Raw genomic sequence first — 21009 nt, forward strand, 5'->3', positions numbered from 1 at the left:
GAGTTGAAAATAATGAAAATCACACAAATATCGGAGCATATTTGGAAATGCACCATATGGATAGTTATTCCAATTAGTGTATGGATTGTGAAGTCAGAACGTGGTCTGACCTTGGTGGATGCTGGAATTCCATGGATGGCGGGCGGTCTGTTGAAACAGATAAAGGCATTGAATCTGCCGCTGGAGCGGATAGTGCTAACCCACGGACATTCTGACCATACCGGCAGCATCAAAAAAATACGCGAAACACATCGAGTTCCGGTTTACGCACATGAAGCAGAAATTGCTTATATGGAGGGACAATTGCCATATCCGGGGCGTAAAAAAGCGCAAATGTCCGTTGAGCCCGGGATTGTCGAGCCTCTCGATATGCAATCGATTGGCGGATTGGTTCCTTATCTGACGCCAGGTCACTCGCCGGGTCATATTGCCTACTACCATGAGCAGGATCAAGTTTTGCTGGCAGGAGATTTGTTTACAACCAAGCGCGGACAGCTGAAGCAGCCGATGGCAAGTTTTACTGCGGATATGGAGCAAGCTGTGGAGAGTGGTGCCATTGTTGCTCAGCTGAAGCCCAAGCTTGTTAGCATATGCCATGGCGGTGAAGTCCAGCTTCCGCATCAGCAGTATGAAGCTTACAGACGCAGATGGACGGAGAGCCAGGCTGGGCAGGCTAAAATTCGCCGCTGAATTTTAAGATCGGGCAATGTCGCTTCCCCGCATTTGAATTATCGCAGATTAGCCCAGATATGAATCGGTTTGCTTTTCAATCTCACGGACAAATGTCTCAGGCTCATCTAACGCCAAAAAAATCTTGGTCACCTTACGTGGTAAAAACAGCAAGCCTTCCACAGTAATCGGTTCCTTCAACTCTATACGGATATTGGGTGCGGCCAAGAGAGGTAAAGCTGCATCCCGCTGCTCCTCTTTTTCCAGCTGATATTCAAGTGCGGTTGCTGTATGGGCAATCAGCTGAAGGGGGACATCCGCCTGAATCCGTAATCCGTACCTGAGCTTTAGTATACCGTCTTGGAGCTTAACGGGCTGCAAGACAGAGGCACGGTAGTCACTCCAGATCAAAGCCAGCAGCCAAAAGTCGGAGATACTCAAAATCCAGGCTGCCCAATCAGACCACTGCTGAACCAGAAAGTGAACACAAATGCCTTCGATGATGAGGATTTTGGAAAGAATTGCTGCATAGAGCCTTTGACTGGTCTTCCTATAGTAGGAAAATTCAACGGAATGCTCGAGTTTAGCTAGCGTCTTTCTTTTCCACGAAAATAAAAGGTAATAGGCTGCACTGACATCATGAAGCAATAAGGAGGCCAGCTTGCCTCTTCCAATCGTTTCGTGTACCGCCTTGCGAAGCGCTTCTCCAGTATTAGCTTCTTCACGAGCAACCTGCCTAAAGCACCGGAAGAAACGGTATAAAATCCTGACCTCATAGGCAATAAAAGTAACCTCAACAGCAATGATTAGAAGCTCTATAGGCCATATCCCATTCCATATATGATTGCGCATTGAGACAGGAAGAACAAGCCATGCTGCCAACCCACCTAGCAAAGGCAGGGGGAGTACCTTGGAGATGGATTTTCCTTTGCCCCGTAACATACATAACCAATAGAGAAAAGGAATTACCAGCATACAATCGAACATAACGGCATAGACGAGCAGCCAATCTTTCTCGTTAATCGATGAGGTTCGTACAACTGTCAGGTCTGCTGCTAATATAAGAAATGTAAGTGCGATAAACCAGAGAGTAGATCGTTGGAGTTTGTGGACAGTCACATAAATCCCTCCTTAATTAACTGACTTATAATTCCATTATAAGGGTTATCCCAAGAATATAATGTACCCGGATATCCCACAGAAATGACGATTTTATGGCGGACGGATTGAATATTAAAAATGAAAAAGCCGTGATTCTCCTTTAGCAGGAAATCACGGCTTATTACTCTTTATTTATAAGAGCAGCTTTCCCTTAAAGGGAAGTCTGAAGCACGAATTTTTCAACGACATGCTTGACGCCGTCTTCGTTATTGCTGAGCGTAATATAGTCGGCTATCTTTTTAAGTGAGTCTACCGCATTGCCCATCGCCACTCCGAATCCGGCAGCTTCCAGCAGCTCATGGTCATTCCAGCTGTCGCCGATTGATATAACCTCGGACATATCATAGCCGTATTGACCGGCCAAGTAACGGAGCGCATCGCCCTTCGTACCCTCGTGATGGATGATCTCCAGAAAATGAGGCTTGGACTTCGTAATATGTACCAAATGTCCGATTTCCTTGCGAAGCTCAATAGCAATTTCATCAAGCTTGGCGGGATCATCAATTATTAGCAGTTTGGTAGAAGGCTTGTCAGCCAGCTCTTTGAAATTCGGATACACGGTAAAAGGAATTTTGGAAAGCGCGGCGTAAGCTTCGATTTTTTCATTGCGCTCTTTCGCATACAGAATGTCGTCAAAATACGTTTGCAAATGCAGATCGTTGCGCTCACAGTAATCAAAAAGGTAGTGGGCTGCTTCTACAGGCACAGATCGTTCGTATAAAATTTTGCCGTCTATGGCATTTTTCACTAGAGATCCTTGATAGGTAATCAAAGGAACATTCAGCCCCAGCTGGGAGGCCAGCTGCTTCGCTGAAGCGTACATCCGTCCGGTAGCCAATGTAACCGTAACTCCTTGTGCTAATGCTTGCTCCAGAGCTTGCTTGGTGCCTGCCGTAATTTCTTTCTCATCATTAATTAGCGTATCGTCAATGTCGATTGCCAGCATTTTATACATCGTTTATCCACTCCTGTAATTTATGTCTATGGCTACCATTATACCTTAGATTAATGCGCGGATTAACTGTTATTTTCTCTGAGCAGTATCTTTATAAAAAATATCAGCTATATGGAGACCGTATTGTGAAGATTTATTGATGTTTATTTGGTTCACAGCTAATTGTATATTCAAGGGTTCCCTGTAAACAAGTGTAGATGTCATGGCATGGGCATCATATCTTCAGCGCTCTTTGTATAGCTTCTGCTACCCTGTCTTTATCAAAAGGCTTCACAATAAAATCACTAGCTCCAATGGAGATGGCTTCAATAACAATAGATTGTTGCCCCATTGCAGACACCATAATTACTTTGGCGTCACTCTTGTAGCTTTTAATCTCCTTTAATGCAGTAATACCGTTCATCTCCGGCATAGTAATATCCAGCGTAATCAAGTCAGGAGAATGCTGGATGAATAGAGAAACTGCCTCAAGCCCATTCGAAGCTTCGGCAACAATTTCATGCCCTAAATCTAAAAGAATGTTCTTAATCATCAATCGCATAAACATAGAATCATCTGCAATCATTAGTCTAGCCATATTTTTATCACCTTTCAGGGGTCTACTTATTAACATTTCTAGTAGGCGGATTGATTCGTTCACACAAGAAAAACCCCCCTTATAAGATGAACAAGGGGAGTTGTTGATCCCTTCCTTCGGCAGCTGGCAAGCTTAGCGAATGATTTCGCCTTAGCCCCTAATAGCTTTGCGTCACTAATTTTCATTAGTTTTGCTCTTATCGTATATACAGAAGAATTACTATCCATTTTTTTAAAAGTATATCATTCTTATTGCTGGTAATAAAGGACTAGACGGAAATGCCGGTGATAAAGTTCTATTGACAAAGTACTAGCGTTTGAGTGCTGACAATTAAAGTCATAAATGCGAATAATTATTAAGGCAGTTACTCAAAATAAGTTTTGAAAATTTATATATTTTATATCTCGCTAAAATAGGTTGCCTACCTAACGATAATTCCGACAGCCAGGCATGAGAACAATAGAAAAGAGGCAGCGAATGGACAACCTGTCACAAAAGCAGAAAGTTATCGTTATGATCGCCTTATTGGCATCGATGTTTTTTGCAGCCATTAATCAAACGCTTGTCAGTTCAGCTATGCCAAGAATTATTTCTATGCTGGGCGGCATGGATTATTATTCTTGGGTTATTACGATTTATATGCTGACATCTACAGTTGCTACAATTCTGGTAGGTAAGCTATCGGATATTTACGGGCGTAAACCATTCTTGTTATCCGGGATTGTCGTTTTTATGATAGGTGCCTTTCTTACGGGACTATCCACCAATATATTTCAGATGATCGCTTATCGCGGCATTCAGGGCTTAGGCGGCGGAGTTTTGATGTCGGTTACAACAATGGCCGTTGGTGATTTATTTATGCCCCGTGAAAGAGCGAAATGGACAGGAGTCATGATGTCTATTTTCGGTTTTTCGAGTGTTATTGGACCGACTTTAGGTGGTGTGATGATAGATCATATGGATTGGAAATGGTTGTTCTGGGCGTTTTTGCCTCTGGGAATTGTTGCTTTCGTAATGATCTTGCGGATGTTTCCAAAGGTGCCACGTGTTGAATCGGAATCGATTGATTATTGGGGCTCGTTATTTTTGTCACTTTCCATTATTGCGCTTTTATTAGGCTTTTCTTGGGCGGGGTCCAAATATTCTTGGGGTTCCATACAGATTATTGGTCTTTTAATAATGGCGGTAATCTTCGCAGTTATCTTGGTTCTTATTGAACGTAAAGCGAAAAGCCCCGTAATGCCGCTGCATCTTTTTAAAAACTGGATCATCACGAATTCCAATCTTGTTGGTTTTCTTATGAATGCTGGAATGATGGGCGCTATGGTATACTTGCCCTTTTTTGTACAAGGGGTTAAGGGCTTAAGTCCGACCCAATCAGGGTTTGTTAACATGCCTATGTCATTGACGATGGTCGTATTGAGCAGTATGTCCGGACGATGGATATCCAAATCGGGTAAATATAAGCGGTATGCAATCGCTGGTATCTCCTTCATGGTTATCGGTATGCTAATGATGACATTTATGAACAGTATTGCATTAGCTGTAGCGAGTATGTGCGTGTTCGGTGTGGGATTGGGTTTAGGTATGCCAGTTTTTACACTCGTCGCTCAAAATGCAGTCCCGATAAACCAGTTGGGTGTAGTAACGGCTACGGCAACCCTGTTTAGAAATCTGGGAGGAACGATAGGGATCGCCGTGTTCGGTTCCATCATGACCTCTATACTTAAAAGAAATCTGGAAGAAACGATCGCTTCAGGAAAAGGTGTGAATTTATCTCAATTAGATCCTGAGCATGCGAGACAATTGGCACCTTTTTTAAATCCGCAAGTTTTATTGGATCAACCCAAATTGAAAATAATTCAGGCCTCACTACCGGCAGAACTTCAATCTTATTTTGCACAACTGATGGATATGCTCCGTGCTGTATTGAGCGAAACGTTGTCCACTGTATTTCTTAGCGGGGCCGGGTTATTGATTTTGGCACTATTGCTGGTTTTCTTTCTTAAGGAAATACCGCTTCGCTCCTCTGAGAAAGTTGAAGCACCGCAGGAGGAACCAGTGTAAAGGCTTAATAGAGAATGCTCAAAGCTGCTGGCCCTTATTGGGTGAGTGGCTTTTTCTTTTGCGTATAAGTAGAAAATGAACCAGCCCGAGCAACCTTGCAGTCCCTCGTGCGTCTAATTGTATAAAATGGAAGCATTGAGACGAGGTGGATGTATTGGTTAAGTTCTTACAAAAGGCAGCGCTCCCGCTGCTGATTAGCGCCGCGATGCTCACAGCTGTGCCGCTAGGAGCATCGGCGCAGCAGATTGTACCGGATCAACGTACGCAAGCAGAGATTGATGCTGTCCGGCTTCTGCTCGATCAGGGGGTTGTGAGCGAGAAGGTGGATCAGCTCGGGCCGAAGGCGGAAGTGGCTGCTTATGTGCTGCGCACGAGAAAGCCAGACTTGGAGGCGCTCAATCGGCTGGTGGACGGACTGCTGAAATATGCAGATGGCCAAGGTTACAATGGATCATCAGTCGGCGGGATGCTGGAGCAAAATAATGGTGAGCTCCGTTCATCGCCGGGGGCTCCGCTGGAAGCCAGGATGATGAGCCGCAAGCCAATGGATGTATCATTGAATGGCCAGCCGAGCGTGCTGGCACCTTGGGATGAATACCGAGAGCCGCTTTATTTCGACGATAAGGCGTATTTCCCGCTCTATAGGATGATGACGATGTTAGGCGGAGATGCCAAGTGGAATGGCGTCGATTGGGAAGTGACGGCGATCAGCCCATGGGGAAGCCGCTGGAAAGTGCCGATTGGCGAACGCGAGGTACGCAATGAAGCGGGAGATACGATTGCCACACTATCCGGTCCAGTAGTATTGGCAGACAATCAGGTGCTAGTGCCTTACGATTTTTGGAACACATTGACGGGTTATCGCATGGAATGGGACCGATCGCGTAAATCACTGTCTATTGTAACGGAGCCGTTATACCGGCCTGAAGACCCGGTTGAAGGCTATGGAGGTTCATCCACCGGATATGTGGTACCGGATCTGAATGTGCGTGTCGATGGCCGGTTTACCCGTTTGACGCATCTGCCTATCAACTATGAGGGAATTCTTTATTACCCTGTGGAGCTGATTCAGAATCTCATGGATTTGACTGCTGAGTACGATAGCCAGTCCAGAAGGCTGACACTGACTACGAATCGTACCATAGAAGAAGCGCGTTTCGCGCAGCCTGCGCTTCCTGCTCCACATATGTATGGAGTGCCTGTAAACACGATCTCCTATTTGCAGTATACGCTCGATGGCGTCCAATCAAGCGCCGAAGGGAAGCCGCTGCAGCTATCCAGTCCACTGGTGGAGAATCAGGGACGTTTGTATGCACCGATCAATGAGCTAGCAGCTATTGCAGGCTATCAAGTCAGTTACACGGCTGACAAAACGCTGTATCTGAATAAGCCGGTCGCCCAGCGCATCCGCGAGAAGCTGATGCCAGGTGTCTCACGGGATAGAGTGCGCATGCTGCTTGGCAATCAGCTCAAGGTCGTCTATAATGCCGTGGACGGCACGCGAAGCTGGCAGTATCGCTTCCTCACCGAAACGGCTGACGCAACATTGGTGCCACAGCAAGAGAGGGCTGCCTCTGAGAAGCCTGGTGGCTTCGAGCTGGAGGCTGTCGATCGGAAGGCGCTAGGCGATGGTACGCTCAAGCTGCAGCTGTTCGTCCATCACGATCCAGCCGGGTTGATGATCAGCGGCTATACGCTCTATACGGGTACATCTGACGGTATCCAGGAGACCCGCCTGCATGCCGATGGCAGCGTAACCGAGCGGCTTCTGAAGGATGATGAGGTAGCGGGGCCATGAAACCACATCAGAACTTATTTTGATTATGCTAATGTTAAGAGAATAATTATGAAATAAAAAATACTCACAAAAATATCTTTACTCTACTACAATTACTTGGTATCATGTTTCCAACAAATCGAAATGCGATGATGAGAAAAGTAAATACAGCGTTCTTCCACAGAGAGCTCCGGTTGCTGAAAAGGAGTGAAGAATTCTTTATTGAAGAAAGCCTCTGAGCAGTACATCGGAACCCAGAAGGGGATGGTGTAACAGGAGCTCCTGTTATAGAGCTAGAGTATAAGCATCTTTGTATTTAGATGCCGTACTCGAAGAGGCTGATATGGCGACATATTTGCGAATCCGGGTGGTACCACGAGCATATAAATCTCGTCCCTGAGACTATTACAGTCTTGGGGGTGGGATTTTTTTTATTTTGCATGATCGTTATACGTAAAAGAATATTCATACAAAACAAGGAGTGAGCAATATGTCTAGGTTAAAAGCGGCAGTTGTAGGAGCAACAGGGATGGCAGGACAGCAGTTTGTGCAGGCGTTATCCAATCATCCGAACTTTGAAGTTGTCATAATGGTTACCTCAAGAACTATGAAAAATTACAAAGAAGCATTACTGGAATCTAATGGATCATCGAGATGGACGCAGAATACGCCAGTTCCCGCAGATATGCTGGAAGTTCCGGTTGTATCCTCCAAGGAATTTCGTCCAGATTCTGTTGATGTTATTTTCACAGCGATTGAATCCGATCTCGCAAAAGAGCTGGAGCCTTGGTTTGCCCAAACGACTCCAACCTTTTCGACGGCATCTGCATTTCGTTATTTTGATGATACCCCACTACTCATTACTGGAGTTAATGATAACCATGCGGAATTAATTCGCAAACAACAGCTGGAACGCGGCTGGAAAGGCTTCGTTCTGCCTGTTCCCAATTGTACGGTCACGGGCCTCGCGATAACTTTAAAACCATTGCATGAGCATTTTGGAATTCAAAATGTTCTGATGGTGTCCATGCAATCGCTTAGCGGTGCGGGCAGAAGCCCCGGGACTCGTTCTTTAGATATTCTGGATAATATAATCCCGTACATTCCGAACGAAGAGGGGAAGGTTAGAAAGGAGCTTTTAAAGATACTCGGTGAATATTCTAGCGAGGGCATTACTCCAGCTGAGATTAACGTCAATTGCATATGCACGAGAGCAAATGTACTCGATGGACACACGGAATCCGTGTTTGTCGGTCTGAAGAAACAGGCGAATTTATCTGAAATTAAAGAAGCAATCAATGGTTACAATCCGTTTAAAAGCTCTAGTTTACATTCAGCCCCAGAGCATATGATTCATATCTTTGATGATCCGTTTCGCCCGCAACCTCGCTTGGATCGCGAGCTCGGAGGCGGGATGACAACAAGTATGGGAAGACTGGAAGAAGAACCTGTACTTGGGGGCGTGAAATATGTTTTGGTCTCCCACAACACGAAGATGGGTGCAGGAAAAGGTGCAGTTCTGCTTGCTGAATCGATGCTAGCACAGGGTCTACTGCAACAAGTAGCTCCTTAGGCATCATTCAATCCTTCAACAAGATACGATAGTTGAAAAGTAGCAGCGGCAGTCTAGTTTCGTATTAATGAGGCTGTCCCAAAAGAGTATCAGTGAATGAATCAGTCCCAAACTATGTACAAAGACGCCTCCAAAACCACCATGTAAGCGGAAATGGAAGCGTCTTTTTTGTAGGGAAATTCCCATCAGAGTGGGGGTTAGAAAATCGAAAAATGAGTCCGGCCGCTTTTTGGATGTTACTTAAATGATGGAGCGAGAAGCGATGTTCAAAGGCATCAATCTAGAGGAGACCATGATTTGTCGGGGCCGCTGCGGAAAGAAAATAGATGGAAATTGTAACGCTAATCCAGCGTGGATATCGCCTGAAATCAATCTAACTGGAAAAACTAACTCTAATAGAGGTGAAATGGTGGATATCAGCTAAAATACGTAGAATTAGCATGAGGAATTCCAGCTATAAGACTTGGAACGCTATTTTCGGAGTAACTAACTTGACATTTTCCTGATAATTGCACGAAGTGCGCCAGACTGCCATGCAATGCCGTAACCGAACCACGAACCATGAGCCACGAACCATGAACCACGGGCCATGAACCACGAGCCATGAACCACGAACCCGATACCCGCGATTAGCAAGCGTTGGAAAGCTACCTCATCTTATGCGTCACTGAATACACAAGAATGTGCAAAAGAGCCTTCAACTATTAAGTGGAATTGAGGGCTCTATTGCTACCATCTATACAGGATAAAATGGTGGAGGGGTTGTCTCAAAATGTCTTTTGGGACAGCCCCTTTTTTGTAGAATTTATATGTTTCGGGGCTCCCCGCAAATTATCTGAATCAACTTGGAAGCAGACCCCACTTTGTGGGGATATTTTGTTAGGCCTCAATGTTCCGCCAACATTTTAAAGAAAAAAGAAGGCTGGAATTAGAGGATAGAACTCGTTTATAATGTTGATGCATGCCCACTCGCCGCTACAAAGAGGTAGTATGCTAGGCCCGTCTGTTGGGATTCAAGCATATTTCGATGGAAGTCATCGGTTAAAAAGAACCGAGTTTGTTCAGCAAAGCTCACTCTATTTATTTCATGTCCATGATGAGTTAAAAACTCGATATGTTCATCGATAAGAGACTGCACTGCCTCGTCATCAACCCTTAGTCCATTCTTTAATGCCTTCGCGATACTATCCATAAAGCTCTTCGCTTCTATAGCCATTTCGTTCATAGATTCAAGTACAACCGGGTTGTTTTCCAACATGTCGTAGTCATACTTCTCTTTCAAATGCTGATTCTGTTCGTCCATAGCGTCCATCCATTGTTGTTCAGTAGCAAAACCTTTAAACATATCTGACATCTCCATCACTCCTCCTTTTGAAGCTGCAACAATCGACTCATCGAGAGTTTGAATCAGGCGTTCCATTCTTTTCATCCTCCTGGAAAGGAGTTCTTTCTGATCAGACAAAATTAGCAATCGTCGTGGTTCCTTTTCGAGGATGTCTTTGATTTGTTCGAGGGGAAAATCAAGCTCCCGATAAAACAAGATTTGTTGCAAACGCTCCAATTCCTTGATGCCATATAAGCGATAGCCTGCATCACTTACCTTGTTAGGCATCAAGAGACCAATTTTATGATAGTGATGAAGCGTCTTAATCGTTACTTTCGTGATTGCAGAAATCTCTTTTACGGTGTACAGCATATATCCACCTCCTTTCTGATGTTCATTCTAATGTCTCCTCTAAGGTCAGGGTCAAGGATTTAATTTGAACTTCTGTCTTCTATGCTAATGTGCGGGGGAATGCAACAATTTGATTAATTATTACGTTTAATATATGGAACTATTTGTAACAAGGACAGGTAATATGCCAATTTAAGGGGTACTAAGCCAGGGAAGCAGGATGGCTGATTAGTTATAATAATTCGTACAAGAAGCGAGGGATATACCTATTAATGAACATAACCCAGCGTACCGGCATAATGATACTGATGTTGCTTGGCACTCTCGCGTGCAGCAACGATCAGGTCATTCATCACAACGGTATAACCACAGCCAATATGACCACAGCAAACTCTGAACATAGCAACCAGAAACCGGCCTATAGACCGGACTTGTTTCCGGTGAGTGCAGCTATTCCCTTCGGTGAAAATTTAGGACAATCCTTAGAGCCGGGGTCTCCTCCTACGGGTGCGAAGCTGTTCAAAAGCTTTGCTCTTCCTCAGTCTGACGCGGAAGTTCTGGTGTATACAAGCGGTGATGATTCCGCAGGCTTAACCGGGTATCTCAAGGGCAAAAATTCGGAATGGAAGTTGGGTGACTTGTCCAGCTTTAATGAGAATCAAGATTGGATTCATTCGTTGAACTTCTTAACCGGGGATGTGTCTGGCGCCGTTATGGAAATCCCATTTGGTTCGATAGGTGCAAAGAAGGGATTGCTTATTTATCACCCTAATTCCGATTCCTGGAATGTAGTCGATTTTCAAGGGCATCCCGCTATTCCGATGGATCTTGACAATGATGGTGTCCCTGAATGGATTGGCAATCAGACGGATTGGGTGCCTCCAGCTCTGGAGATTCATCGTTGGGTCACAGAGCATGACCGCTTCGAATCGACCGTTCTTCAATGGAACAGCCTATTCCCTGATACGGATAACGAAGACCCCTCTTACTCAGCACTCTTTACAGAGAATGGGGAATACCTAATTCAAATCGGCAATAACGATGCCTATGCTTTTTTTACATATGATCAAGGCGTCTTGAAACAATGCCGGGCAGCAGACACTCGGGATCGTGTTCTCGAAATGCAGATGGCCCGACATCATTGATGGGATTTTTCGAAAAATAGTAGGCTTGATAAGAGATGAACATGTGTATCGTATAAGACGAGTTCCCTTTTATATTTGGGTAGCGGGGGGATGCGCTCTAAGGTACTGAACGGAACTGAAAATTCCGTTATTTAATCTGCCGCCTCCAATTTAAGAAGATTGCGGAAGTCGGCATTCCGTTATTTGGGGTGAATGGGAATATATTAAACACAAACAGAGAGATAACGGAAGGAGGTCTTCCGCTATCTCTCTGTTTGTTGTGCTGTTTCATGCCATAGCGGAACAATTACTTCCACTAATGCCTTGACTTATTCATTATGGGAAGAGCTAGAGGACGGCGCGGCTCCCGGGCGCGCGTTGTGGCGTTGCATGGTGGTCGGTCGAACCCCAATAGGTAGGATAGTTCTCTAATAGCTGTTTTTTATCAATATACGGTTTGCGGAGCATGTTAAAATTACCCTAAGATAAAATAAAAGAAGGTGTTTTTACAGTGGATCTGCTACAAATAGTCAAAGCAAACAAAGAAGAGAAAGAAGTACTCCAGAATTTGATGCAATTTTATTTCTATGACTTTTCAGAATTTATGGATTCGGATGTTAAAGAAGATGGACTATATGGGAAATATCCTTATTTAGATGATTATTGGATGGATGAAAACAGATTCCCTTATTTGCTTAAACTGGAGGGGAAAAATGTAGGTTTTGTATTGGTTAGATACATTGAATCGGAAGATAAAGAGCCTTATTTTTCAATAGCCGAGTTTTTTATTATGAAGAAATATCGAAGATTGGGACTGGGTAAAAAAGCAGCTATACAAATGTTTGATACACATAAAGGACTGTGGGAAGTATTTCAAGTTGAGAAAAATGTGCCAGCGCAAATATTTTGGATGCATGTAATTAATGAATATACATCAGGAAGATTCACGGATCGAATCGAACAAGGTGAAAGGAGACAGGAGTTTTCCACCAGAAGCCCATATAGTTAAACTTCAGATGTATAAAACTATCAAATATTGAAAATAATAGTTTAATAGAATTAGTAGAAAGGGGGAGTAGAGGGAATGATGAAGTATTCAGCACATTATAATCGATTTTATTTTTTAATGTACGTGAAGACGGGTGACACTAAACATTTAATGCAATTAAGGAAGAGAGGCTAATAGAAGAAGCCGTAAATTAACCTGTAGTTATGTTTCCACGACAGCTGACCATCATCGGATCTATGCCCCTATATGGCCGATTTTAGCATAGATTTGAAACCTGTAATGAGTCCAAACGTATGTATATAAATTGCGTTCATAAAAATGAATACTCTCGTTTTCTTGGAGGAGCCTGTCACCAAGGCCTTGCTATGTCTATAGCAGGTCGTGGTAGCGAGGCTCTTTTTGTATTTTTTTCCTGCAATTATGCATAATAACTTTATTAAAAAGGAGTGGAAACATGCTTATTTTCCAACTTGCCATGATTTTACTGGCATCTAAAATTGCCGGAGATATTAGTGTCCGATTAGGGCAGCCCTCTGTACTGGGCAAGCTGCTCATTGGTATCATTCTCGGACCAGCGGTATTAGGTATCGTTACAAGTACAGAAGTACTCAGTGAAATAAGCCAGATCGGGGTTATTTTACTGATGTTCATTGCAGGATTGGAGACAGATACGGAAGAGTTTAAACGTACGGGAAAGGCGTCAGCCTATGTAGGCGTTGCTGGAATCATTGTTCCTTTTTCATTAGGTTATTTGGCTGGTATTACTATAGGGCTTCCTCAGATTGAATCCGTATTTCTAGGGCTGCTGTTATCTGCCACAAGCGTCAGCATTTCTGTTCAAGCGCTTAAAGAAATGGGCAAGCTGAAGTCAAGAGAAGGGACGACTATTCTAGGTGCAGCAGTGATAGATGATATATTGGTCATTATTGCATTGGCTTTTGTCATGAGTTTTGCAGGCGGCGATGTTAATTTAGGAGTTATAGTTTTGAAGAAGATTGCTTTCTTTGCGGTTGCCATACTCCTTGCCTGGAAGGTAGTACCGTGGGTTTTGAACAAATTCGCTCCACTTAGAGTTACTGAGGCTGTGATTTCAGCAGGGCTGATCATTTGCTTCCTATATGCTTATTTAGCTGAGTATGCTGGAGTTGCTGCTATAATTGGAGCTTATATCGCTGGAGTAGCCATTAGTTTAACCAAGTATAAACATGAAGTATTCGAGAAAGTGGAAACCATAAGCTATTCTATTTTTGTTCCGGTGTTTTTTACATCCATAGGGGTCACTGCCGAGTTTACTGGGCTCCTGCAAAATATCGGACTCATCGCGGGATTAAGCGTTTTGGCTATTTTAACTAAACTTATCGGCTCGGCGATAGGCGCCAAATTAGCGGGCTTTCAATGGAGCAACTCATTAGCGATTGGTGCAGCGATGGTGTCTCGCGGAGAGGTAGCATTAATTATTGCAGCTATGGGGCTTGAGTCCAATTTGTTGAATAAAGATATGTTTGCTGTCATTATTGTCGTGGTATTAATAACTACGATTGTGACTCCTCCTATGATGAAATTGTTTTTTAGTAAGACGGGGGAGAAACTCAAGGTTTAATTAGCACTGTGATCATTGGCTACAGTCACAGGAACAAAGTCCAAGTAATCACCAAATAAAATCGCTCATTGGGCAAGTGATGGGGGGACTCCCATTTGCAAGCCCAATGAGCGATTTTTTGTGCTTCAGACCTATTTATTAATTCACGCTGTTGCCTTCCGGCGGGAGCGGGATAGTCCTAGGGAAGCGGCGACTGTTCCTGCGGCGATAGTGACTCCCGCAGCTCCGATCCAACTGATGGACGACAGTGAAGCTTGCTCCACGATGACACCCCCGATTCCAGCCCCGGCAGCCATTGCAAGCTGTAGAACGGAGCTGTTAAGGCTAAGCATAATGCCGGTAGCTTCCGGAGCAAGAGATATTAAATTATATTGTTGCGTAGGACCCGACGACCAGGCTGAGAAAGCCCATAGCATGAGCAGCGGGAAGACGATAATAGAGGATGGGGCAGCTAGCGATAACAGAATAAGCGCTACTGCGTGAAGCAGCATTCCGCCGATCAGAGTGCGGGGAACGCCCCATTTGTCCGTGCTATAGCCTCCGAACTTGGACCCAATCAAGCTGGCGATACCGAATGCGAATAATCCTGCGCTTATTTCCTTTTCACCCATCCCTTTCACACTAAGAAGAAACGGAGAAATGTACGTGTAGGCGATTGAATAGCCTGCAATCCAGAAAAATGTGATCGACAAGGCAATGGCGATTCGGGGCTCCTTCAGCAAAGCCAGCTGTTCACGGAAAGGTACGGATTTTTCACCGTCCGATTGCGGAATCGTGAAGTAAATAGCCAGCATGGCGAAAAGTCCTAGTACTCCGATTCCTCCGAAGATTGTCTTCCAATCATAAGCGGAGGCGATAACCCTGCCGAGAGGCACACCTACAATCAGGGCGGTACTGAAGCCCATGACAAGTGTAGCGATGGCGCTCCCTTGCTTATCGGGTGGAGCCATCTTGGAGGCTACCGTTAATGCTGTAACTACGAATACCCCGGTACTGAGAGCCAAGACGATTCGTGACCCAATAAGAAATTCGAATCCTGGCAAAGCTACGGCGATCCCATTGCCGATTACGAAAATACCGAGTGAATAAAGAAGCAGCTTTCTTCGCTCCAGACGAGCTGTAACGGCCATAAGGAAAGGGGTGCCGAACGCGTAAGCAAGTGAGAAAACGGTTATGAGCTGACCCGCAGCAGATACAGAAACACCGATGTCGGCAGCGACCTTATCTAAAATGCCTGCGATAATAAACTCTGATGTTCCGACTAGAAAGCTGACGATGGCCAACATATAAATTTTCCACGTATATGACATAATTATTATTCCTCTCTTCCACTCCAATATATTTATATTTCTAAAAATATAGAAATATTAACGAAAAAAAATTACGATTCCAGCAAATAAGGTGCGTACTTTTTCGCCATCTCACGGTTCACACTGTAATAGATATAGGTTCCGTCCTTACGGAGATCGAGCAGGCCGCAATCTGTCAATTGCTTCAGATGATGAGACAGCGTTGAACCAGCAACGGACTCCAGCTTACCCATGATTGCCGAGCAGCACAGATTTCTTTCCTCAGTAAGCAAGAGTGCGATTTTAAGCCGGGTTGGTTCCCCAAGTGCTTTATATACTTTGACGGCTTGCCGTACTTCTGCGTTATCTTCAACCATCATAACTCCTCACCCTAACCTGTGACGTTATTTCTATATTTATCGAAATTTAAAATAACATACCATCCCACAAAAGTAAAGAGTAAGATTTCAAAAAACGATCCCAAGCCAGGAATTGAATAATTTGATATAATGAATTTTATTATTACCATGATGCTAAGGTTCCCTGAAGCGTCTTGAGTTGTCTTGGATGAGGTGGCTAATGAAAGCTTATTTAGAATTGCTTAAGGACATTTTGGATCAAGGTGTGAAGAAAGAAGATCGTACTGGGACGGGCACAATATCCGTATTTGGCAGGCAGTTTCGGATGGATCTTTCCAAGGGATTTCCTTTATTAACAACGAAAAAGCTGCATGTTCGCTCTATTTTTCATGAGCTGCTATGGTTTTTGAGCGGGGATACGAATATTCGCTATCTTCAGGAAAATAAAGTTACAATCTGGGATGAATGGGCAGATGAATCAGGCAATTTGGGCCCAGTATATGGTTCGCAATGGCGTACTTGGCCGGCTCCGGACGGAAGACAGATCGATCAGATCAGCCAGGTGATTGAGCAAATTAAGCGTAATCCGGATTCACGCCGTCATCTTGTGGTCGCGTGGAATCCCGCTGAAGTGGACAATATGGCTTTGCCACCGTGCCACTATGCGTTTCAATTTTACGTTGCCGATGGCAAGCTGTCTTGCTTGTTCAATATGCGCTCCGTGGATACGTTTCTAGGACTGCCCTTTAATCTGGCGAGCTATGCGCTGCTGACTCATATGATGGCGCAGCAGTGCGACCTGGATGTAGGTGACCTGATCTGGACCGGTGGGGACGTTCACTTGTATACGAATCATTTGGAGCAAGCTAAGCTGCAGCTGACTCGTGAACCGTATGAGCTGCCTAAGCTGATCATTACTCGAAAGCCGGATTCGATATTCGACTACAAATTCGAGGATTTCGTGATTGAAGGATATCAAAGCCATGCCAGCATTAAAGCGCCGATATCGGTGTAGCTGTGGAAAGTAGCGGAGAGGGGGGCTGGTGCATGATCATTTCAATGATTTATGCCATGGACGAGCAGGGTGGAATTGGCATCGATAATAAGATTCCTTGGCGATTGCCGGAGGACATGGCTTTCTTCAGGAGAACGACCACAGGTCATACCGTGCTGATGGGGCGCAAAACGTTCGAATCGGTAGGGAACAAGCCACTTCCGAAGCGGCGCAATGTTATTTTAACGCGTGACACGAGCTATACTGCTGAGGGCTGCGAGGTTGTTCACACAGTTGAAGCGGCACTTGAGCTGTTCGAAAGCGGTGATGCTGAAGAAGAGCTGTTCGTAATCGGTGGAGCTGAGGTGTATAACTTGTTCATGCCGCACGCAGACAGGCTGTATATCACGGAAATCGCACACCGGTTTGAGGCGGATGCGTTTATGCCGGGGATTGACAAGTCGCAGTGGAAGGCAGCTTCCAGAGTGAAGGGCGTTAAGGATGATAGAAATCCTTACGATTACGAGTTTGTTACGTATGAGAGAATACGTTAATTTAGTAAATGGAGGAATGAAATTGCTTCATTCGGCGCATCTTAATGGTTGAAAAACCCGAGAGGAAGTGTCCGAATGACCAATGTAAATCATCATCAAGTGCCTTTGCAGCACATCATTGATGATGCGGAGAAAGCCATACAGGTCGCCGAAGATGCCGAAATGGCGGTTCGTCACGCTCAGCTGGAGTCGAACCCGGAGAAGCTTGCGAGCTCAATTCAGAAGCTGGAGACAGCACAGCGAGCCGTACAGCAAGCGCAAAGCGAATTGAATTCGCATCTTAACGACTCCAATCGTCAGGAGCTGCTTCAGGTACAGGAGCAGTTGACTCAAGCGAGTCAGTCCATGGATATTGTCAGCGGCAACACCCATCAGCCGAAGCAGATTCGTTAGGCTGATGGTTTCTGTGCAATAGCGCATTATTGTGTCAGTACATTGCAGCAGCAGCTCGATTGACTCTTAGCTTGACATGAATAGCTGCGCTATTTTTCAAATAACCTGAACTGCCATTCTGCTGGCAGCTTCGGGTTATTTTTATTTTTTTGATTTTGTGAGGACATAAGCTGTTCTTGATTACGTCGCTGATCTGACCCAAGCAGCTGCATGTGCATCTTTTTCAATTATTTTATATTTTACTGTTTGGGAGCAGCAGGAATCGACATATGAATCGATAATATTATATAAAAATGCAAAAATATCCTGTTATCGACAAGGAGGGTTTGTCCATGATGCACCCACATACTGAATTGCGTTATATTGATGAGTTGATAGGGTTTGGAGTATTTGCCACCCAATTTATTCCTAAGGGGACTTTAACATGGGCGTTGGATGATTTGGATCAGATTCTGGATCATGGGGTAGTAGATGCTCTGGACGATGATCGGAAAAAGCTGGTTTTAAAATACTCCTACCGCAATCAGCACGGGAAATTCATTCTTTGCTGGGATAACGGCCGCTATGTAAATCACAGCTTCCACGCCAACTGTATCGGAACCGCCTATGAAGTCGAAATTGCCATACGTGATATATATCCCGGGGAACAGTTAACGGATGATTATGGCTCACTGAACGTGGATGAACCCTTTGATTGTTTACCTGAAGAAGGGACTGAGCGATCCAGAGTAATGCCTGGCGACCTACTTCAATATGCAGATTTATGGGATGCTCAGGCACTTGATGCCTTCCGTCATTATAATGAGGTCGAGCAACCGCTAGCTCCGCTGGTTCGACCGGAGTTTAGGGATAAAGTGGAAATCGCGGCAGGACAGAACATACTGCTCAATTCCATTCGTGAGATTTATTTTGATCGAGCTTCCATAATGGAAGTTAAATGAGGCGCTTGTTTAATTAAGTCTTGAAAAAATTCACGCTGCAGCGTAATAAACACTACTGGTGTCTTAGTATGTATGGTTGCCGTACGGGGAATGTTTTGGAGCAAAGCCACTTCCCCAAAAAAATCCCCGTCAGAGAGTACCGCCACCCGTCTGTTTTCTCCGGTCTCGTCCTTCTTCGCTACTTCTACTTTTCCTCTTACTATGACGTAGAACTTATCTCCAGGGTCTCCTTCATGGATAATAGTCCGATCTCTGGCATAGGATTCAGTAGCAAAAAAGTGGGAGATATTCTGTAGGAATGAATCATCCATATCAGAAAAAATAGGGAATAATTTAAGTCGGTCCGCACTAATCTCCACATGATAACCATCCTCGCTGATCTCAAACCCGGTCTGCTTTTGCCACGATTGCTTGTACCGTCCTCCAGGCAGCTCCAGTAATTGTTGATGGGAGCCCTGTTCCGCAATTTTCCCTTGATGAAGCACATAAATACAATCGGCATGTTCAGCTGAAGCAAGGCGATGGGTAACGGATATGACCGTTCTAGTGGCGGTTAACCGTTGTAGTGTCATGTTTATCGCCACTTCCGTGGCCGGATCTAGTGCAGAGGTCGCTTCATCCAGGATAAGAATAGCTGGATTACGAATAATTGCCCGTGCTATCGCCACCCGCTGCCGCTGCCCGCCAGACAGACGCCCGCCTCGCTCGCCAACATCAGTCTCATAGCCGTCTGGAAGACTCATGATGAAATCATGTATTTCTGCCGAACGTGCAGCTTGGATAACCTCCTCATCGCTTGCCTCAGGCTTACCTAGCCGTATATTCTCTCTAATGGATGACCGGAAAAGAAAGCTTTCCTGAAAAACGATGCCGATTTGCGAACGGAGCGATTGCAGCGTGATTTCGCGTATATTGTGCCCGTCATAAAGCACGGATCCTTGTTGAGGATCATAGAAACGCATGAGTAAATTAATTATCGTACTTTTACCCGAGCCACTGGCACCGACAAAAGCGGCATAAGTACCTTTAGGAATCGTAAGGCTGATATTATTGAGGTTTTGTTGGTCGGAGGTGTAGCCAAATGTGACATTACGAAACTCAATTTCACGTTCAAAGTGCTGAAGATTACTTGCTTTTTCGTTATCAGCAACACTCGCCTGCTCATCCAATAGCTCGCGGACACGCTGCATCCCGGATGTGGCTTGTATGAATTGGGGAGCAAGCCAAGTGATGGCTGCTACCAAATAGCTGAGGCTAATGAGGATAGCGCTGAATGCGAGCAGAGATCCGACGGAGAGAAATCCGAAAAAAGCCAGCACCGATCCCGCGCAAATGGTCATGAGATTCAGAAGCATCGTACCCATATTAGTGGTGCGGTCTATGACAAAGTTTGAAAAGCTGGAGCGGGCGGATAGCTTCCTGTAGTTGACCATACGCTCATCAAAACGCCGTATAAATAGCTGCTGCAGGCCAAATGCCTTAATGACCGGCTGAGCGCTTACATTTTCCTGAACGGCTGTCGTAATGTTAGCCTGCTCTTCTTTGAGTATGTAACTGGCGTCATAGGCTTTCTGACCGAATAATTTCGGACCAATCAAGCAGAGTGGCAAACCAATTACAGCCAGCAGAGCCAACTGCCATTGCAGGACAAAAAGCACCGCCACGTTCAAAATAAGTCCTAAAATAGACAAGAGAGCATAAGGTATCAGCATAATGAAGGTATCTATGGATATCAGGTCATTATTGAATCTGGAAACGATGTCCCCGCCGTTGATGCGGTGGTAGAAGTCCGTTGATAGGCTCTGCAGCTTCCGGTACAGCTGTGTATAATAATCCGTAACAATGCGAGAGCCTAGCCCTGCGAACATGCGGTCACGGTAGAGGCCAATAATTACTGAAGCTAGAGCAATGACCACCATTAAACAAAGGATGACAACGAGATATGCATATTGATGGGGGACAATGGCCATATCAATAATAAATTTAAAGCTTAACGGCATGAAGGTTTCGTATGCCAGTTCAACCAGTAGGGCAGCTAATAGCAGGGTGGTCTGGAGTTTGTATTGCAGGAAAGAGGAAGCAATATTGCGAACGAAGGAAAGCATGAATAACCTCCTGAGTTTAAAAGCGCAGATTGCTTTATTTTATCATATTTTGTTGTAATTTTGTCCGGTAATAATAACTTTAAGGTAACGCTACTGCTCAGTTGTTCCAGCTCACCAATCTCCGGTGGGATGCGGTTTAGGCTGATCTCTTCCTTCCGGCTTGGAACGATACCCGGGAGTAGGCCGA

Annotated in this window: 19 protein-coding genes, 1 riboswitch and 1 other annotated feature; of the genes, 12 read left to right on the top strand and 7 right to left on the bottom strand. The window is 44.8% G+C overall.

Features of this window, described 5'->3' with window-relative positions:
• The first annotated feature begins 12 nt into the window (after window positions 1-12).
• Window positions 13-690, top strand: a complete 678-nt coding sequence (locus ACFQ0C_RS20070) for an MBL fold metallo-hydrolase (RefSeq protein ID WP_379368879.1) — start codon at window positions 13-15, stop codon at window positions 688-690.
• 48 nt (window positions 691-738) lie between these two features.
• On the opposite strand, the gene ACFQ0C_RS20075 is transcribed toward ACFQ0C_RS20070, so the two are convergent.
• From ACFQ0C_RS20075 to ACFQ0C_RS20085, 3 genes are all read right to left on the bottom strand, one after another.
• The gene (locus ACFQ0C_RS20075) at window positions 739-1788 is read right to left on the bottom strand and encodes a hypothetical protein (protein WP_379368881.1); all 1050 of its coding nucleotides are present in this window, start codon (window positions 1786-1788) and stop codon (window positions 739-741) included.
• A gap of 193 nt (window positions 1789-1981) precedes the next feature.
• Window positions 1982-2785, bottom strand: a complete 804-nt coding sequence (locus tag ACFQ0C_RS20080) for a Cof-type HAD-IIB family hydrolase (RefSeq protein ID WP_379368883.1) — start codon at window positions 2783-2785, stop codon at window positions 1982-1984.
• 214 nt (window positions 2786-2999) lie between these two features.
• Window positions 3000-3362, bottom strand: coding sequence for a response regulator (locus tag ACFQ0C_RS20085; protein ID WP_379369007.1), 363 nt, complete (start codon window positions 3360-3362; stop codon window positions 3000-3002).
• A 115-nt stretch (window positions 3363-3477) separates the two neighbouring features.
• Window positions 3478-3567, bottom strand: a riboswitch (cyclic di-GMP riboswitch).
• 272 nt (window positions 3568-3839) lie between these two features.
• Here ACFQ0C_RS20085 and ACFQ0C_RS20090 point away from each other — a divergent pair.
• The 4 genes from ACFQ0C_RS20090 to ACFQ0C_RS20105 all read left to right on the top strand — a co-directional run bounded on the left by ACFQ0C_RS20090 (window position 3840) and on the right by ACFQ0C_RS20105 (window position 9203).
• Window positions 3840-5429, top strand: a complete 1590-nt coding sequence (locus ACFQ0C_RS20090) for an MDR family MFS transporter (protein WP_379368885.1) — start codon at window positions 3840-3842, stop codon at window positions 5427-5429.
• A gap of 154 nt (window positions 5430-5583) precedes the next feature.
• Window positions 5584-7227 carry a stalk domain-containing protein gene (locus tag ACFQ0C_RS20095; RefSeq protein ID WP_379368887.1) on the top strand — a complete coding sequence of 548 codons (1644 nt, stop codon included), beginning with the start codon at window positions 5584-5586 and terminating at the stop codon, window positions 7225-7227.
• Between the two features lie 119 nt (window positions 7228-7346).
• Window positions 7347-7607: a binding site (T-box leader), on the top strand.
• Between the two features lie 89 nt (window positions 7608-7696).
• On the top strand, window positions 7697-8779 hold the full coding sequence (asd, locus tag ACFQ0C_RS20100; protein WP_379368889.1) for an aspartate-semialdehyde dehydrogenase: 1083 nt from the start codon (window positions 7697-7699) through the stop codon (window positions 8777-8779).
• A 244-nt stretch (window positions 8780-9023) separates the two neighbouring features.
• Complete coding sequence (locus ACFQ0C_RS20105; RefSeq protein WP_379368891.1) at window positions 9024-9203, top strand: hypothetical protein; 180 nt, start codon at window positions 9024-9026, stop codon at window positions 9201-9203.
• A gap of 522 nt (window positions 9204-9725) precedes the next feature.
• On the opposite strand, the gene ACFQ0C_RS20110 is transcribed toward ACFQ0C_RS20105, so the two are convergent.
• Window positions 9726-10475 (bottom strand): MerR family transcriptional regulator, encoded by a 750-nt coding sequence (locus ACFQ0C_RS20110; protein WP_379368893.1) that lies wholly within the window; start codon window positions 10473-10475, stop codon window positions 9726-9728.
• Between the two features lie 251 nt (window positions 10476-10726).
• Between ACFQ0C_RS20110 and ACFQ0C_RS20115 the strand changes: the two genes are divergently transcribed.
• The 3 genes from ACFQ0C_RS20115 (at window position 10727) to ACFQ0C_RS20125 (ending at window position 14187) form a co-directional block, all read left to right on the top strand.
• Window positions 10727-11599: a hypothetical protein gene (locus ACFQ0C_RS20115; protein ID WP_379368895.1), complete on the top strand. Its 873-nt coding sequence runs from the start codon at window positions 10727-10729 to the stop codon at window positions 11597-11599.
• A 490-nt stretch (window positions 11600-12089) separates the two neighbouring features.
• Entirely contained in the window at window positions 12090-12587 is a 498-nt protein-coding gene (locus tag ACFQ0C_RS20120; RefSeq protein ID WP_379368897.1) for a GNAT family N-acetyltransferase, read from the top strand.
• Window positions 12588-13041: 454 nt separating this feature from the next.
• Entirely contained in the window at window positions 13042-14187 is a 1146-nt protein-coding gene (locus ACFQ0C_RS20125; RefSeq protein WP_379368899.1) for a cation:proton antiporter, read from the top strand.
• A gap of 143 nt (window positions 14188-14330) precedes the next feature.
• On the opposite strand, the gene ACFQ0C_RS20130 is transcribed toward ACFQ0C_RS20125, so the two are convergent.
• Together ACFQ0C_RS20130 and ACFQ0C_RS20135 are read right to left on the bottom strand one after the other, a co-directional pair.
• A complete protein-coding gene (locus tag ACFQ0C_RS20130; protein ID WP_379368901.1) occupies window positions 14331-15497 on the bottom strand; it encodes an MFS transporter in 1167 nt (388 codons plus the stop codon).
• A gap of 71 nt (window positions 15498-15568) precedes the next feature.
• Window positions 15569-15853 carry an ArsR/SmtB family transcription factor gene (locus tag ACFQ0C_RS20135; protein ID WP_379369009.1) on the bottom strand — a complete coding sequence of 95 codons (285 nt, stop codon included), beginning with the start codon at window positions 15851-15853 and terminating at the stop codon, window positions 15569-15571.
• 202 nt (window positions 15854-16055) lie between these two features.
• Between ACFQ0C_RS20135 and thyA the strand changes: the two genes are divergently transcribed.
• The 4 genes from thyA to ACFQ0C_RS20155 all read left to right on the top strand — a co-directional run bounded on the left by thyA (window position 16056) and on the right by ACFQ0C_RS20155 (window position 18717).
• The gene (gene thyA, locus ACFQ0C_RS20140; protein WP_379368903.1) at window positions 16056-16850 is read left to right on the top strand and encodes a thymidylate synthase; all 795 of its coding nucleotides are present in this window, start codon (window positions 16056-16058) and stop codon (window positions 16848-16850) included.
• Window positions 16851-16882: 32 nt separating this feature from the next.
• A complete protein-coding gene (locus ACFQ0C_RS20145) occupies window positions 16883-17383 on the top strand; it encodes a dihydrofolate reductase (protein ID WP_379368905.1) in 501 nt (166 codons plus the stop codon).
• A 75-nt stretch (window positions 17384-17458) separates the two neighbouring features.
• On the top strand, window positions 17459-17776 hold the full coding sequence (locus tag ACFQ0C_RS20150; protein WP_258216792.1) for a hypothetical protein: 318 nt from the start codon (window positions 17459-17461) through the stop codon (window positions 17774-17776).
• 332 nt (window positions 17777-18108) lie between these two features.
• Window positions 18109-18717 carry an SET domain-containing protein gene (locus tag ACFQ0C_RS20155; protein ID WP_379368907.1) on the top strand — a complete coding sequence of 203 codons (609 nt, stop codon included), beginning with the start codon at window positions 18109-18111 and terminating at the stop codon, window positions 18715-18717.
• Here the strand turns inward: ACFQ0C_RS20155 and ACFQ0C_RS20160 are convergent.
• On the bottom strand, window positions 18681-20822 hold the full coding sequence (locus ACFQ0C_RS20160) for an ATP-binding cassette domain-containing protein (RefSeq protein ID WP_379368909.1): 2142 nt from the start codon (window positions 20820-20822) through the stop codon (window positions 18681-18683). The genes ACFQ0C_RS20155 and ACFQ0C_RS20160 overlap by 37 nt on opposite strands.
• Window positions 20823-21009: the final 187 nt, after the last annotated feature.

This window comes from Paenibacillus sp. GCM10027630 (assembly GCF_042676305.1).
Taxonomy (GTDB): Bacteria; Bacillota; Bacilli; order Paenibacillales; family NBRC-103111; genus Paenibacillus_S.

What these genes read in the sequence shown, in the direction of transcription:
- ACFQ0C_RS20070 (WP_379368879.1), top strand. Translation starts at nt 13, where the DNA reads ATGAAAATCACACAAATATCGGAGCATATTTGGAAATGCACCATATGG.
- ACFQ0C_RS20080 (WP_379368883.1), bottom strand. Translation starts at nt 2,785, where the DNA reads ATGTATAAAATGCTGGCAATCGACATTGACGATACGCTAATTAATGAT.
- ACFQ0C_RS20085 (WP_379369007.1), bottom strand. Translation starts at nt 3,362, where the DNA reads ATGGCTAGACTAATGATTGCAGATGATTCTATGTTTATGCGATTGATG.
- ACFQ0C_RS20090 (WP_379368885.1), top strand. Translation starts at nt 3,840, where the DNA reads ATGGACAACCTGTCACAAAAGCAGAAAGTTATCGTTATGATCGCCTTA.
- asd (WP_379368889.1), top strand. Translation starts at nt 7,697, where the DNA reads ATGTCTAGGTTAAAAGCGGCAGTTGTAGGAGCAACAGGGATGGCAGGA.
- ACFQ0C_RS20105 (WP_379368891.1), top strand. Translation starts at nt 9,024, where the DNA reads ATGATGGAGCGAGAAGCGATGTTCAAAGGCATCAATCTAGAGGAGACC.
- ACFQ0C_RS20110 (WP_379368893.1), bottom strand. Translation starts at nt 10,475, where the DNA reads ATGCTGTACACCGTAAAAGAGATTTCTGCAATCACGAAAGTAACGATT.
- ACFQ0C_RS20115 (WP_379368895.1), top strand. Translation starts at nt 10,727, where the DNA reads ATGAACATAACCCAGCGTACCGGCATAATGATACTGATGTTGCTTGGC.
- ACFQ0C_RS20125 (WP_379368899.1), top strand. Translation starts at nt 13,042, where the DNA reads ATGCTTATTTTCCAACTTGCCATGATTTTACTGGCATCTAAAATTGCC.
- ACFQ0C_RS20130 (WP_379368901.1), bottom strand. Translation starts at nt 15,497, where the DNA reads ATGTCATATACGTGGAAAATTTATATGTTGGCCATCGTCAGCTTTCTA.
- ACFQ0C_RS20135 (WP_379369009.1), bottom strand. Translation starts at nt 15,853, where the DNA reads ATGGTTGAAGATAACGCAGAAGTACGGCAAGCCGTCAAAGTATATAAA.
- thyA (WP_379368903.1), top strand. Translation starts at nt 16,056, where the DNA reads ATGAAAGCTTATTTAGAATTGCTTAAGGACATTTTGGATCAAGGTGTG.
- ACFQ0C_RS20145 (WP_379368905.1), top strand. Translation starts at nt 16,883, where the DNA reads ATGATCATTTCAATGATTTATGCCATGGACGAGCAGGGTGGAATTGGC.
- ACFQ0C_RS20150 (WP_258216792.1), top strand. Translation starts at nt 17,459, where the DNA reads ATGACCAATGTAAATCATCATCAAGTGCCTTTGCAGCACATCATTGAT.
- ACFQ0C_RS20155 (WP_379368907.1), top strand. Translation starts at nt 18,109, where the DNA reads ATGATGCACCCACATACTGAATTGCGTTATATTGATGAGTTGATAGGG.
- ACFQ0C_RS20160 (WP_379368909.1), bottom strand. Translation starts at nt 20,822, where the DNA reads ATGCTTTCCTTCGTTCGCAATATTGCTTCCTCTTTCCTGCAATACAAA.